We start from the raw sequence: 12,886 nt of genomic DNA on the forward strand, positions 1-12,886 counted from the left end.
ATTATGCAAAAGACAACCAGAATGAGATTCAATTCGGCTGCCTTTTTGTAAATGTATATACCGGGTGCTGTCTATATTCAGATCATCTGTATCATCCGGGAATGCTCCATTTTATTTTAAAGAAAGCGTCTTGGCCAGCTGCTCAAACTTTTGCAGATGTGGGGTTACCTGGGTGGTGATACTTTTCAGATATTTGACCGATGTTTGGCGTTTACGTTCTTTTTGGGCAGATTCTTCCGGAAAGATGGAATATTCGTATACAGGTCAGAGTACAAAGAAGCGTCGATCGTTTTTTCATAAGTGAAGTCTCCTTTAGGAATGGGAATAGGGGCCGTCTTTACGACATACGGGCTAGACGAATGATATTCCGGAAATGTTACTTCTGCTTATAATTTGAGAGAGGATTTAAGAGAGCGGGGAGTTCTGATTGTAAGACCACTGATCCAAACAGACTATAATAATAAGGAGTTTGTATTTGAAGATATAGACAGAAGATGGATCGTGGTAGGCAAGAAACAATGAGTGTTTAAAAGGAGAATCCAGAATGCCAAGCGTACATGACAATAAAATCCTATCGTATAGCGTTGACCTGCAGAACGATGAACTCACCATACATACCCAAAGCAACAGTATCGCCGCAGACAAAATAGATATTATTTTCACCGGAGTCTTCAATCATTTCTTTGAACAACCGCTGAAAGGAAGTATCATCCTCGCTATTACGGAGTCGCCTATTGAACATTTCATCCAGGAAAATGAAGAATTGTTGAACCGTAATAAAGGCTACTGCTGGCCTATGGTATTCGATTCGGCAGAGCAGATTGAGACCGTATTGATCGAAGGGGCATATAAATACATTACTCTCCTGTCCTCTTATGGACTGAATGGGTGGGTATTAGCCAGAGATGTGGAGATCATAGCTGTATAGTCAGAAGGCTCATATTTCTACCTGTATACCTATGCAGAAGAATCATAGATCGAACTACATCTATATGTCGACTTTCAAATTGTATAGTGAGGTAAATAGCAGGATCAGTTAAGTAGTACAGTCAGACCAGCAACAGTAAAAATAAAAACTCGCCGTTACGCATAGCGGCGAGTTTTACTTTTATAAAGGTCCTGTCTAAAATTCATGCTCCGTTACTCCACCAGGTTCCGGGTCGCCTGGTACATCTGCTCGGTGTATTTATCGATATCATCCCGTGACATGCGCAGGCGGTCTACCGAGGTGCCGTATCCGATTTCGGACAGTCCAGCTTGTAACCCTTCGAAAATGCCATCGGCAAAAGCATCCAGCGGTTCACCATGCGTATGCAGTCCGGCTCCTCCCAGATCCGTATTGACGGCCGGCGGCGCGATCTCGATCACTTCTACAGCCGTATTGCTCAGCTGATGCCGCAAGCTCATCGTAAAGGAATGCAGAGCTGCCTTGGTAGCGGAATAGATCGGCGCAATGGCAAACGGTGTGAAGGCCAGTCCGGACGTCACATTGAGAATTGCAGCCTGTTTCCTGGCTGCAAAATACGGTGCAAACAGCATCGCCAGATGGAAAGGAGCTTCGATATTGGTCGTGATCTCCCGGCTGTAATCGCTCCACTGGTTCCGGGCATCTGCAGTCAGCACATTATAACGCTGCTGAATCCCGGCATTATTTACCAGCACATTCACTTCTGGATAATTCATTGTTACCCAATCAAATAAAGCGATACGCTCGGATTCGCTGTCCAGATCGCTGATATGGGTAATCAGTTCAGGAAACTGCTCCTGCGCACTGCGCAGAGCCTGTTCACGTCGTCCGCAGATAATCACAGTATTGCCCAGCTGCAAAAAGCGCTTGGCAAAAGCGAGTCCGATGCCTGCACTTCCGCCGGTAATGAGTATGGTATTTCCTGTAAGCTGCATGGATATTCCTCTTTTCTGTCAGTTGGTTGGCTGTGTACGTTTCAGGTAACGGTTGATTTTGGTATCGATGCCCTTCAGGGCTTCGGTCATGACAGAGATTTCGTCAAGCACAGCCTGCTTGTGTCTTTGCATCATCTCCAGCCGCAGCTGGATGGTCTGGTCTCCTTCGATCACCCAGTCCACATACTGCCGGATCGTACGGATGGGCATATGGGTGTGTTTGAGATGGACCACAATCTTGAGCAGAGTCATCTGATCTTCGGAAAATAACCGCCTTCCGGCGGCATCACGTTCCATGAGCGGAAGCAGTCCCTGCCGCTCGTAATAGCGCAGCGTCGATTCCGGCACTTGAAAATGCGCGGCAGCTTCGCCGATCGAATAATATTTCATATGGAGGCCTCCACGGGTAATGTTGTGTACTGTCGACAATATGATGATAGAACTTAAACCATGGTTCATGTCAACAAAAATGATTGAAATGCATTGCCTGATCGATTCGGCGATTGATTCCTTGCCCTCCCGCCTGCTATACTTTTCCTATACTACTGAATTGGGGGTCATACCGTTGGCAATGTTGGCAGCAGTGCTGTGTTGCTCGTTCACTAGAGAGGCCTTACGCAGAGCCTGAACAGGGGCGAGTCTTTGTGTAGGGCGCGATTACGATAGATAGGATCGCCCGGATTGTTTTTTCGTTACTTGCGCAGGCTTTGCACCTTATTGTTTTTCCAATCCAGATAAGGGGCTGACAGCTATGCAAACACCATTTATTCATAATCATCAATTAAACGTTATTCACAAACAGGCGGACTTCCTGCTGAAAACAATGCGGACAGCAGCTGATCGCAAAGTGCTGGAGACGATCAAAGGAACAGCGGTCACTCATGCAATCGATTCTTTTGACCAGTTGACCGAAGAGCAGAAAGGGCTGTTGGAGCAGATGTCTACGTATGAAGCGGCATATGAACTGCAAAGCTATCTGGACGATCTGATGCCTTATGTGGTGCCTTTTCCCGAGGTGAGTCTCAAGCAGATTCAGAAACTGTTTCCCAAATCCAAAAAGCTGAAAATGCCAGACCTGGCGTCTATTGACTACAAGCGTACGACGTATCTCAGATGGACAGATATCGCAACCAATCGTCTGTACATCGTCTATCCATATGAAGGACGGTTGCTCGGAATTGAAGGGCAGATTACGTCGACCAATAAGAACGGATTCTGCATGTTCTGCAATCGGCACCGAGAGCTCGGATTCTTCAATGTGAAGACAAGAGGCGGCGGCTCGCCGGATAACTTTGCTTCAGCAGGGCAGTACGTCTGCATGGATGATGAAGCTTGTAACCATAGCATCACCGATACCGCTCCATTGGAGAGATTTCTGCTGGCAGCGGGCAAGTAAGAATCAGGTAAAAAGAAGGTCGCTCTAACACAGAGCGTCCTTTTCTTTTGAGATGTTCAATCAATAAATCTCAAGCTGCAAAACAAATGGAGGGGGATAACATGCAAAAGATAGCGATTATCGGCTCCGGCGGTTCCGGCAAATCCACTCTGTCCAGAAAATTGGCAGCCAAGCTCCAGCTGCCTGTATACCATCTGGATTCCTTATACTGGAGATCAGGCTGGGTGCCTACACCTGCTGCAGAATGGGATCAATTCTTGACCGAGCTGACAGCGCAAAGCGAGTGGATTATCGACGGTAATTATGGAAGGACGATGGACATCCGTCTGCGGGAAGCGGATACGATCATTTATCTGGATTATCCAACGTATATCAGTCTGTTCCGGGCAGTGAAGCGAAGATTTCAGTATAAAGGCAGAACGCGTCCCGATATGGCGGCTGGGTGCGAGGAGAAGATGGACTTGAAGTTTGCCAAATGGATCTGGAGATACCGCCGGGATCAGCGACCAAAGATATTGAAGAAGCTGGATGATCTCAAAGATAACAAGACCATTTACATATTTACTTCACCCAGACAGCTGGAGCGGTTTCTGGAACAGAATTTCAAGGAAGAACGTTAGTATTTAGAGATCGTACATGAAATGGGTTAGGAGAAGAAACGTGTGGATGCGCAGCTGAATATAACGAAAAGAGCCTGCAGCGAATGTGGGCTTTTTTAGTTATACTTACTTATCTGGTTGACGGACGCCAGCGGGTAGATTATGAAGTTGGCTGCTTGAATAACAATGGCCAACAGCAAGGCATCTGCCTTGTCCATACCTTCTGCAGCACCGGTAATTATAGCTACTTTATGATCGACTCTAACTATTCTCGGAATCCTCTTCATCCAGCATATAATCCAGTTTGAAATTCAGTCGTTCCTGCAGGCGCTTCACCATCTTGCCGTATACGGACAGCAGCAGATCGGTCTCCTGTTCGGATAAATCGTCCCATAGTCCCTGGGTAAGCTCCTTATATCGTGCCTGCAGTCTGCTCTCGGCTTCCTGCCCTTGCTTCGTCGCCTGCAGATGTGTCTGGCGTCTGTCCAGAGTGGAGGGCAGACGCTCTATATAGCCTTTTTGTACCAGCTTATTGGTCAGATTCGTAATAGCAGCTGGAGTAACATCCAGTACGGATACAAAATTAGTGCTGATCATTGGCCCCTGCCGAACCAGCATTTGCAGAATCAGATACTGCGGAGCAGACAGACTGTCATCGACCAACTTGGCATGTCCTGCTACAATCAATTGCATCTGGCAGCCGACCAGTGCGGATAGTCGTTCTTGTTTATTCAGCTTGCTCGCCTCCATCTGTGAATTCCACTAAATTAAAATTTTAACACCATTAAACTAATTTTATTGTAAATTTTGCAATTTGGAACGTCAAGCGTAGTATCGAAGGAGCAAATAGAAGGCGGTTATACCCGCTTAGTTCTAAAAGTGCTGCATTATTTCTGATCCTAAAAATTGAATATTGTGGAAAAAGCCAGTTTTCTCACCTTATGCAGACGCTGCCCCGAATTCGTGATTATTTACAACTTGGATACAATTCGGTTCTACGATGGATACATCCGGCGGTTAAGATAAGCTCATGCCAGGAAAATAAGACAAGACAAAGGAGATGGATTACTTATGCGTTACCCACAATGGATAGCAGCTTCAATCGCCGCAGGCGTACTTTTGACAGGCACGGTATCTACCCAGCCGGTCTCGGCGGCTGCCAGTACTGCCAAACCGACAGCAATTGCTGCTTCAAGTGCTGCATCCTCTCAAAAGCTGAATTTCACTCTGGATGATGTACCTTACACAACCGCTCAGTACAAACAAATTGTTCGTGCTTTTGCATCGTTTGACGGATTCGAGACCCCATATGTCCCTTCGCGTATGATCACAGGCGATGCTTTCAAAAAAGTAGGCGTTGGTGGTGATAGTGTTACATTTATCTTCAAATACATGAGAGTGTCCGTATCTCCACGCGACGATTCGCATAGCTACAAAGGTACCGTAGTCACACTTCCCAATTCCAACAATGTAAAAGGAAAATGGTACAAAGTAAATGGTACCGATATGCTGACGTTCCCATTGAAGGATCGTTATGTAACGATATATGCTCCTGGTCACTCGCTGAGCAAAACCAAGCTGGAACATGTAGCCGTAGACGTGACTCTCTATGCGCCTTAAGCTTTTGGGAGACTGTAGGAACGAATCATATAGCACTGGGAAATAAGGATATCGTCGTCAAAAGGTATCCATTTGAAAAAGAAGAGACTCGCGTTGTTGTAGCGGTCTCTTCTTTTTTTGTATATTTGTATGTTTATGAACTGTTACAGTTATCTTCTTGTCCCCAAAGAATTCTTCTTGTAACGTCTATTATGCTTTATTATCCATATAATGCTATATTGTTAAAGCAATACCGAAAGGAACGATCGTGCTGGAAAACAGCAAACATCGCTGGTAAAAAGGGGGGGCTAAGTACGATGTAGCAGCCCGGATACAGATCTACAAAGCACAAGTGAGACTACATAAACGGAAGATGCTACCATAGAATTCCGTATCAGAAAGGATGCTTAATAAAATGAGAAGAGTCGATGTCGTTTATTCCCTCATTACCGATCCAACAAATTCCAAAGTATTAATGGTTAAGAACTACGATGAGGATGGCGACCGCTGGTCTCTGCCCGGTGGAGCTGTAGAGAACGGCGAATCCCTGGAAGAGGCAGCCATACGGGAAGCCAAAGAGGAGACTGGACTGGATATTACAGTCCACGGCATCGTAGCGATCAATGAACGTGTATTCCCGGCCAAGCAGGAACATGTGTTATTTATTACCTTTAAAGGTGAGATACACGGTGGGCAGGAAGAAATAGTGAGACCCGATGAAATCGCTGAATTGGTCTGGATTGATGTGGAGCAGGCAGCGCAGCTGATGCCTTATTACCAGGATGGATTGAAAACATTAATCAGTGGTCAGGGCATCACCTATTTTAATGAGGGAACGAAGTAAGCGGATTGATATTGAAGAGGATTTCATGGTAAAGGAGGGGACTGCTTTGGCCAAAATATTGCTCACTTCATGCGGTTTTTACACTGACCCCATTAAGGATCAATTTTTACAGCTAATCGATAGAGAGACTTCCCAGTTGAACGTTACAATTATTACGACAGCTTCACCCAAAAAAGAGAACAATGCATATGCACAAAAGGCAAAAAAAGATTTTAGGGAAATGGGATTTCAGAATATTGACTTTACTGATTTAGAGTTCGACAATCCAGAACGACTCATTCAGAAAGATATAATATACATCAATGGTGGGAATCCGTTTAATTTGTTATACCATACGAAGAAAAGTGGGGCAGATGAAATTTTAAAGCATCTGGTATCGCAAAATGTCATCATTATTGGAGTAAGTGCCGGTACTATTTTACTGGGACCACACCTTAAAATTGTTCAATTTTTTACTCCGCAAATGAATACTTTCGATATAAAGGATTTCTCTGCCTTACACGTAACTGACAAACTCATTTTTCCTCATTATGATCGAGAAGATATGTTTCAAGAGGATGCAGGCAAGACGATCGAAGAAAGATTAAAAGAGTTCGAATACCGTGAACAATGTGAGATTACAAGATTGAATGATGACCAAACGATGTTAATCATAAAATAAACCGCCTTTCATCAAGGCGGTTTATTTTATGATGTTGTCTGAAATATTCGAATCTCGGGAAGCTGCTGCTTGCTGTCAGCCACATGACCGATATGAGCGAACAGCTTGCGCAGCGGACCGAAACTGGCAATCCGTAAAACCATTTGGACGGTTCCTACTCCTGCTTTGCTTTGCGGAAAAAACAGATCCGGAGCTCCTGGAGGCAGCTTCTGGGCTTTATCCACCATAGGGCGCATCCACTGTTCATACTTGCTTAGACAACTTTGCAGGTCTTCTGTTCGGTTGGAACCCGTCTGAGACAGAAAGGCTGCAAGAACATACCCGCCAATCAATGCCAGCGATGAACCTCCTCCGCCTATAGGAGTCACACACCATGCTGCATCGCCAGTGACACATATTCGGCCTTCCGACCAGGTCGGCATCATAATCTGTGTGAGATAATCAAAGTAAACATCATTCGAGGTAGCAAACCCATGAACCACGCGTTCGTCCTGCCAGCCGGCTCCAATGAAGATATCTGGCAGTTCAGCACGTGCCTGATCGGAAGGAATGTCTGCCAGATTGCGCTCGCGATTTTTAAAGGCCAGCGTTGCACGCATGGTTCCCTTATTATCCGGGCGAATCGAAATTTGGCGTCCACCTGCAGCATTATACCAGCGCCACCACCGGTCATCTCCATCTTGCTTCTCAATCGTTCCGTAGATCATATTCAGTCCCAGTTCATTTCGGGAGACACGATCTCCGAACACCTTGTCTCTTGTTTTGGACCGAACGCCTTCTGCGATAATGAGCAGGTCGTATCTTTCTTTGCTGCCGGAATGCAGCTCGATCTCAACATGTTCATCGTGATCGGTAACTTGTTCAATCCACTCTCCATAACGAACCGAAATGCCTGGTGGCAATGCATCCAGAATAATGCGTGCCAAATCGCCTCGTAGAATTTCTATTTCAGCGGTAAGCCCATCCGAATCTTCTACAGGAAAAGCGCCGACTACCTGTCCTTTGTCGTTGACAAATGCAGTACCTTCTTCGGTAGTGGTCTGCTTGCGAACCTGTTCATCGATGCCCATCTTTTGAAGAAGTTCGCGTGCAACTCCGCGCACATCGACATTCTGTCCACCTTCGCGAAAAGCACTTGCACGTTCAATAATCGTAACTTCCCAGCCAGCTTTGCCAAGCCAGAACGCTGTACTGAGACCGGCAATACTTGCACCTGAAATAAGTGCTTTTTGAACTATCATTATGTCGCTCCTCTCGGCGTTTACATATGTGTCATGATGGACAAACAGAATAGCGAGAATGAACAATATTAGAAACACTGCATCTAACAATTGATCAACAGCAAAGCGATACAGCTAGAGATTCCTTACCCTGTAGAGGAAGGTTGAAACGGCGGGGATGGATAGGTAAACTGGCTGATGTGGGCTAGCATTTCTGGATAGTGATATAACTTCTGCTTCAGAAAAACTCCATGTTTTATATATACATATATTTCTAAATATTCTATATTAAAGGTGTAATTAGTTAGTTAATTAAGCTGAAATATACACATGAGATAGGACTGACAGAGAAAAGAAGTAGCTCCAAAGTCCAAAAGCAATATATGAAATTACCTCGAAATGATTACAAGAAATTCCGTATTTTTATTTCAAGCAAGAATCCGAATCTTGCCGTTTTGGGATACAAGCAGTGGAGTAACTGAATAACCTCTAGCTGGGTATGTATACTTATCTGAATTGACAACAAGAATAGCAGGAAAGTAAAAAGAATTGATCACTATATAGGATCAATCCTTTTTACTTTTTTAATATGCTGCATTTCTTCTCCAGTCGCCATTGGATTATCCTCATAACTGATCCAGTCACTCCAGCTTCCCGCATACAGCTGCACACTTTTGAACCCTGCCTGTTCCAGCGTCAGCACGTTCAGGCATGCACTTACGCCGGAACCGCAGTAGTCGTTGATCTCCGCTTCTTTATGGATGTCTTCGAAGGGCCGCTCCAACTTTTCCGCATTCTTGTACGTGCCGCCCGTGTCGATCCCCTCAGACGCTACCTGAATACTCGTCGAACTCTCGAACTTGAACGAATCCGCGGAAGTCAGCTATCCGTAAGCTTCCGGCACTGCCTGCTTGGCCGTCATCGCTCTGCCACAGCCCGACAGCGCCAATGCGCCCAGTTTCCATGTTTTCTTTTTTATCAGCAGCCTCCAAGAATTAGCGTTTTATATATAAGGAAACCATATAAATCAGGGTGACCGCTTGACTTTTTGAATAATGAGATCTATTGTAGATATATAAAGTCTTTAATTGAAGTGAGATTTATGTGTTTCTTAGCTTACTTTGCTTATCGTATCAAGATCTAACAGATGGATATTTTTTTATTCTAATTAAAGTTATAAGAGATCTATTATGTCTTTAATAAAAAGGAGAAAATCATGAATATTTTTATGACGGGAGTCACCGGATATATTGGAAGCTCCACGGCAAAAGTATTACTGGAAGCCGGACATTTGATTTACGGCTTGACGCGGAAAGAAGAAAGCTTCAAGGCGTTAAAACAATTGGGGGTGGAACCCGTATTGGGTTCGCTGGAAGATGAATCCCTTTTGATCAAATACGCTCGGATGAGCGATGCGGTCATTCACACGGCGGATGCCGGTCATCGGTCTTCGGTGGATGTGTTCCTGCGCGCTCTGCGCGGAACGGATAAAGCGCTGATCCATACCTCCGGTTCCGGAATCGTTGGCGACGATGCGCGGGGAGAGTACGAAGCGGAGCAGATCTATCGGGAAACGACGCCGCTGAACCGGGATCTGGAACATATCCGCATCAACGAACGGGTACGCAAAGCCGGCGAGGAAGAAGGCGTGCGCGGAATCGTTATCGTCCCGTCCATGGTATACGGAACATCGCTCGGTCTTCCCGCCGAAAGTGTGCAATTGCCTGTCATTGTCCGCAAATCGAAAGAAAAAGGCGCGGGTGTCTATATCGGCCAGGGACTCAACCGCTGGTCCAACGTGCATATCGGCGATCTGGCCCGGCTGTATCTGCTCGCTCTTGAAAAAGCGCCGGCCGGATCTTATCTGTTCGCCGAGAACGGAGAAGAATCGTTTAAGCAACTGGCCCGTTACGTAAGCGAGGCTCTTGGTTATGAAGGCCGAACGGCTTCATGGCCGCTGGACGAAGCAGTGGCGGAATTCGGACCGATCGCGCAGTATACGCTTGCTTCCAATTCCCGGGTGCGTTCGGTTCTGGCACGGGAAACTCTGGGCTGGCGGCCGGACGGAGAATCTATTCAGTCCTGGATTTCGCATATTTACAGGAGGAGCTGATTGTTATGGCCCATGTAAAATCGATCCAGCCCGCCGCGTTCGCCCGACCGGGCTGGATCGTTTCTTCTTTGATCGCCGCAAACTTCCTGGCTCAATTGATGCAAACCATGCTGAATACGGCGCTGCCTCGCATGATGAGCGATCTGGGCATTCTGGAAAACCAGGCGCAGTGGCTGGTTACCCTGTATCTGCTGACCAGCGGAATCGTCGTGCCGGCCGCCGGGTATCTGCTCGGGCGCTTCTCGACGCGGGCTTTGTTCTTCGCTTCCGCAGGCGCTTTCCTGGCCGGACTGCTGATCGCCGCCGTCTCTTCCGGCTACTTTCTCCTGCTGATCGGACGCTTGGTGCAGGGCATCGGAGCGGGCCTGCTCATGCCGCTGTTCCAGACGACGATTCTCCGCGTATTCCCCAGAGAAAAGATCGGGGCGGCGATGGGCACGGTCGGGATCGTGATGGGCCTCGCTCCCGCGCTCGGTCCCGTCTTGTCAGGAATCGTAGTGGAAGATCACTCGTGGAGAATGCTGTTTTATGCGATGCTGCCCGTTGCCGTGCTGAATCTTGCGCTGTCTTTTGTCAGTTTGAAAAATGTGGGTGAACGAAGTCCGGCGAAGCTGGATCTGCGTTCCCTGCTTTATTCGTCGGCAGGATTCTCCGGTGTGCTGTACGGGTTAAACTCGGTTGGACGGCAGGGAAATACGCTTTCCGCCTGGGCCGTGCTGCTGGTCGGAATCGTGTTGGTCGCCCTGTTCGTCATGCGCCAGTTGAGACTGCCCGAGCCTTTTCTGAATATGCGGCTGTTCCGGAATCGGATATTCACGCAGACGACGCTCATCAGCATCGCTTTATTTTTCTCCATGATCGGCGTCGAAATCTTTCTGCCGCTGTATGCGCAGAACGTTCGCGGAATGACGCCGAGGGAATCCGGGCTGACCTTGCTTCCTGGAGCGCTGCTGATGGGCATTTCCGGCTTCATCTCGGGGCGGCTGTACGATCGCTTCGGCGCAGCCCGGCTGGTCCGCTTCGCGCTGCTCAGCATGACGGCCGCTCTGCTGCTGTTCGCGCTGCTGATCGGACCCGCCACTCCGATTCTCCTGCTCGTTTTGTTGTTTGCTGTTTTTATGGTCAGCGTCGGTTTTATCATGTCGCCGGTTACGGCCTATGCGATGGCAAATATCCCGCCCAGTCTAATCAAGCATGCTTCGCCCATGATGATTATGGTCCGCGCCTTCAGCGGCGCGCTGAGCGGAGTCGTGCTGGCCGCCGTGCTCACTCCGTTCGCTGCGCACAGTTCGCTGCCTTTCCCGGCGAATACGCTGCCGGGTATTCGCGCCGTATTCTGGATTCTTACGATCGTGACCGGAGCGGGAGCCGCTTATTCCTTCTTTATGAGCTCGTCCAGAACCTCTGTAGAAGAAACGTCCAGAGACCGGGCGCTGCTCTCCAATCTTCAGGAAGAGGAGGCCGAGCGGAGGATCGACTGAGTTTCGGATATCCAACAGCTCGTTATAAAAAAAGCCCGCATTGGATGCGGGCTTTCCTGCTTTAAGCAACTTTAAACCTCTTCTCCTGTCGCAATCGGATTATCTTCATACGAGATCCAGTCACTCCAGCTGCCCGGATACAGCTTCACATTTTCGAATCCAAGCTGCTTCAGGGCAAATACATTCGGACAAGCCGACACACCGGAGCCGCAATACACAATGATCTCTGCGTTTTTATCCAGTCCGGCAAATTGTTCTTCCAATTGCTCCGCAGATTTTAGACTGCCGGCTTCGGTCAGTACATCCTGCCAGAAAAAATTGGTTGCGCCGGGGATATGACCGGCTTTTTTGTCCAGAGGTTCTTCCAGTCCCAGATAGCGGTTATGAGCACGTGAGTCGATAAGTACTATTGACGTGTTGAGATGTATATTGGAGTCTGCTTCGTTGCTGCTGACGGTATGGTCAGCAGTCGTATCATTAACATTGCCCGCTTGCTCGGCATCGGTACTGCCCGATCCGGACAGTCGTTCTGACACCTGGCGCACATAATCGACATCCACCACGATATCTTTCTGTGGACGCGCTTCAAATGTCTTCGGCACAACTACCGGCTGCTCATCAGTTACCGGATAGCCGGCCTGCTTCCAGACGCTGAAATCCTGCTCCAGTATGTACACCTGATTGTGCCCCAGATAAGTCAGCATCCACCACAGCCGGGCAGCGTTCATACCGTTGTTATCATCATAGATAACGATCCGGTCATCCTGACTTAGTCCGGCACGACCGAAGATGCGGGCCATCTGTTCCGGCTCGGGCAGCGGATGGCGACCACCATGAGTACTGACCGGGGAGGAGAGATCTTCCTCCAGATCGAGATAGATGGCACGGGGGATATGGGCTTCATTGTAGTTTTGCCGTCCAGCCAGCGGGTCATTCAGCCAGAAACGGCAGTCGGCGATAACGAGGTCCGGTTCGAACATCCGGGCGAGCAGCCATTTGATGGATACGGTATTTTGCATATGTTGTGCTCCTTTCGTCTATGAAAATGGAATAAATATGATTTGTGCTGCA

At 47.7% G+C, this 12,886-nt stretch carries 13 protein-coding genes and 2 pseudogenes; 9 read left to right on the forward strand and 6 right to left on the reverse strand.

The annotated features are described in order from the left end of the window. Positions 1-411 precede the first annotated feature (411 nt). Both WH45_RS24205 and WH45_RS06545 read left to right on the forward strand, forming a co-directional pair. Positions 412-522, forward strand: a pseudogene (locus tag WH45_RS24205) (VOC family protein); the annotation flags it as partial. Positions 523-544: 22 nt separating this feature from the next. After that, complete coding sequence (locus tag WH45_RS06545) at positions 545-928, forward strand: hypothetical protein (protein ID WP_046213580.1); 384 nt, start codon at positions 545-547, stop codon at positions 926-928. A gap of 212 nt (positions 929-1,140) precedes the next feature. On the opposite strand, the gene WH45_RS06550 is transcribed toward WH45_RS06545, so the two are convergent. Then, positions 1,141-1,902: an SDR family oxidoreductase gene (locus WH45_RS06550; RefSeq protein ID WP_046213581.1), complete on the reverse strand. Its 762-nt coding sequence runs from the start codon at positions 1,900-1,902 to the stop codon at positions 1,141-1,143. A gap of 18 nt (positions 1,903-1,920) precedes the next feature. Next, a complete protein-coding gene (locus tag WH45_RS06555) occupies positions 1,921-2,292 on the reverse strand; it encodes a MerR family transcriptional regulator (RefSeq protein ID WP_046213582.1) in 372 nt (123 codons plus the stop codon). Between the two features lie 361 nt (positions 2,293-2,653). On the opposite strand from WH45_RS06555, the gene WH45_RS06565 reads away from it, so the two are divergent. Together WH45_RS06565 and WH45_RS06570 are read left to right on the forward strand one after the other, a co-directional pair. Beyond that, positions 2,654-3,298, forward strand: a complete 645-nt coding sequence (locus tag WH45_RS06565) for a FusB/FusC family EF-G-binding protein (RefSeq protein WP_046213584.1) — start codon at positions 2,654-2,656, stop codon at positions 3,296-3,298. A gap of 101 nt (positions 3,299-3,399) precedes the next feature. Further along, a complete protein-coding gene (locus WH45_RS06570; protein WP_046213585.1) occupies positions 3,400-3,918 on the forward strand; it encodes a DNA topology modulation protein in 519 nt (172 codons plus the stop codon). Between the two features lie 240 nt (positions 3,919-4,158). On the opposite strand, the gene WH45_RS06575 is transcribed toward WH45_RS06570, so the two are convergent. Further along, complete coding sequence (locus WH45_RS06575) at positions 4,159-4,647, reverse strand: MarR family transcriptional regulator (RefSeq protein WP_235338305.1); 489 nt, start codon at positions 4,645-4,647, stop codon at positions 4,159-4,161. A 321-nt stretch (positions 4,648-4,968) separates the two neighbouring features. On the opposite strand from WH45_RS06575, the gene WH45_RS06580 reads away from it, so the two are divergent. The 3 genes from WH45_RS06580 (at position 4,969) to WH45_RS06590 (ending at position 7,001) form a co-directional block, all read left to right on the forward strand. Beyond that, positions 4,969-5,517 carry a hypothetical protein gene (locus tag WH45_RS06580; RefSeq protein ID WP_052723645.1) on the forward strand — a complete coding sequence of 183 codons (549 nt, stop codon included), beginning with the start codon at positions 4,969-4,971 and terminating at the stop codon, positions 5,515-5,517. Between the two features lie 394 nt (positions 5,518-5,911). Then, a complete protein-coding gene (locus WH45_RS06585; protein ID WP_046213586.1) occupies positions 5,912-6,340 on the forward strand; it encodes an NUDIX hydrolase in 429 nt (142 codons plus the stop codon). 46 nt (positions 6,341-6,386) lie between these two features. Then, the gene (locus WH45_RS06590) at positions 6,387-7,001 is read left to right on the forward strand and encodes a Type 1 glutamine amidotransferase-like domain-containing protein (protein WP_046213660.1); all 615 of its coding nucleotides are present in this window, start codon (positions 6,387-6,389) and stop codon (positions 6,999-7,001) included. A gap of 26 nt (positions 7,002-7,027) precedes the next feature. Here WH45_RS06590 and WH45_RS06595 read toward each other — a convergent pair whose 3' ends face one another. Both WH45_RS06595 and WH45_RS06600 read right to left on the reverse strand, forming a co-directional pair. Further along, entirely contained in the window at positions 7,028-8,242 is a 1,215-nt protein-coding gene (locus tag WH45_RS06595) for an FAD-dependent monooxygenase (protein WP_046213587.1), read from the reverse strand. A 535-nt stretch (positions 8,243-8,777) separates the two neighbouring features. After that, positions 8,778-9,047, reverse strand: a pseudogene (locus WH45_RS06600) (sulfurtransferase); the annotation flags it as partial. A gap of 390 nt (positions 9,048-9,437) precedes the next feature. Here WH45_RS06600 and WH45_RS06605 point away from each other — a divergent pair. Together WH45_RS06605 and WH45_RS06610 are read left to right on the forward strand one after the other, a co-directional pair. After that, positions 9,438-10,334 (forward strand): NAD-dependent epimerase/dehydratase family protein, encoded by an 897-nt coding sequence (locus WH45_RS06605; RefSeq protein WP_046213589.1) that lies wholly within the window; start codon positions 9,438-9,440, stop codon positions 10,332-10,334. A gap of 5 nt (positions 10,335-10,339) precedes the next feature. Further along, positions 10,340-11,815: a DHA2 family efflux MFS transporter permease subunit gene (locus tag WH45_RS06610; protein WP_046213590.1), complete on the forward strand. Its 1,476-nt coding sequence runs from the start codon at positions 10,340-10,342 to the stop codon at positions 11,813-11,815. A 71-nt stretch (positions 11,816-11,886) separates the two neighbouring features. Here the strand turns inward: WH45_RS06610 and WH45_RS06615 are convergent, their stop codons facing one another. Then, the gene (locus WH45_RS06615) at positions 11,887-12,834 is read right to left on the reverse strand and encodes a sulfurtransferase (protein ID WP_046213591.1); all 948 of its coding nucleotides are present in this window, start codon (positions 12,832-12,834) and stop codon (positions 11,887-11,889) included. Positions 12,835-12,886: the final 52 nt, after the last annotated feature.

The organism is Paenibacillus wulumuqiensis (assembly GCF_000971965.1).
In the GTDB taxonomy this organism is placed as follows: Bacteria; Bacillota; Bacilli; order Paenibacillales; family Paenibacillaceae; genus Saccharibacillus; species Saccharibacillus wulumuqiensis.

What these genes read in the sequence shown, in the direction of transcription:
- WH45_RS06545 (WP_046213580.1), top strand. Translation starts at nt 545, where the DNA reads ATGCCAAGCGTACATGACAATAAAATCCTATCGTATAGCGTTGACCTG.
- WH45_RS06550 (WP_046213581.1), bottom strand. Translation starts at nt 1,902, where the DNA reads ATGCAGCTTACAGGAAATACCATACTCATTACCGGCGGAAGTGCAGGC.
- WH45_RS06555 (WP_046213582.1), bottom strand. Translation starts at nt 2,292, where the DNA reads ATGAAATATTATTCGATCGGCGAAGCTGCCGCGCATTTTCAAGTGCCG.
- WH45_RS06565 (WP_046213584.1), top strand. Translation starts at nt 2,654, where the DNA reads ATGCAAACACCATTTATTCATAATCATCAATTAAACGTTATTCACAAA.
- WH45_RS06570 (WP_046213585.1), top strand. Translation starts at nt 3,400, where the DNA reads ATGCAAAAGATAGCGATTATCGGCTCCGGCGGTTCCGGCAAATCCACT.
- WH45_RS06575 (WP_235338305.1), bottom strand. Translation starts at nt 4,647, where the DNA reads ATGGAGGCGAGCAAGCTGAATAAACAAGAACGACTATCCGCACTGGTC.
- WH45_RS06580 (WP_052723645.1), top strand. Translation starts at nt 4,969, where the DNA reads ATGCGTTACCCACAATGGATAGCAGCTTCAATCGCCGCAGGCGTACTT.
- WH45_RS06585 (WP_046213586.1), top strand. Translation starts at nt 5,912, where the DNA reads ATGAGAAGAGTCGATGTCGTTTATTCCCTCATTACCGATCCAACAAAT.
- WH45_RS06595 (WP_046213587.1), bottom strand. Translation starts at nt 8,242, where the DNA reads ATGATAGTTCAAAAAGCACTTATTTCAGGTGCAAGTATTGCCGGTCTC.
- WH45_RS06605 (WP_046213589.1), top strand. Translation starts at nt 9,438, where the DNA reads ATGAATATTTTTATGACGGGAGTCACCGGATATATTGGAAGCTCCACG.
- WH45_RS06610 (WP_046213590.1), top strand. Translation starts at nt 10,340, where the DNA reads ATGGCCCATGTAAAATCGATCCAGCCCGCCGCGTTCGCCCGACCGGGC.
- WH45_RS06615 (WP_046213591.1), bottom strand. Translation starts at nt 12,834, where the DNA reads ATGCAAAATACCGTATCCATCAAATGGCTGCTCGCCCGGATGTTCGAA.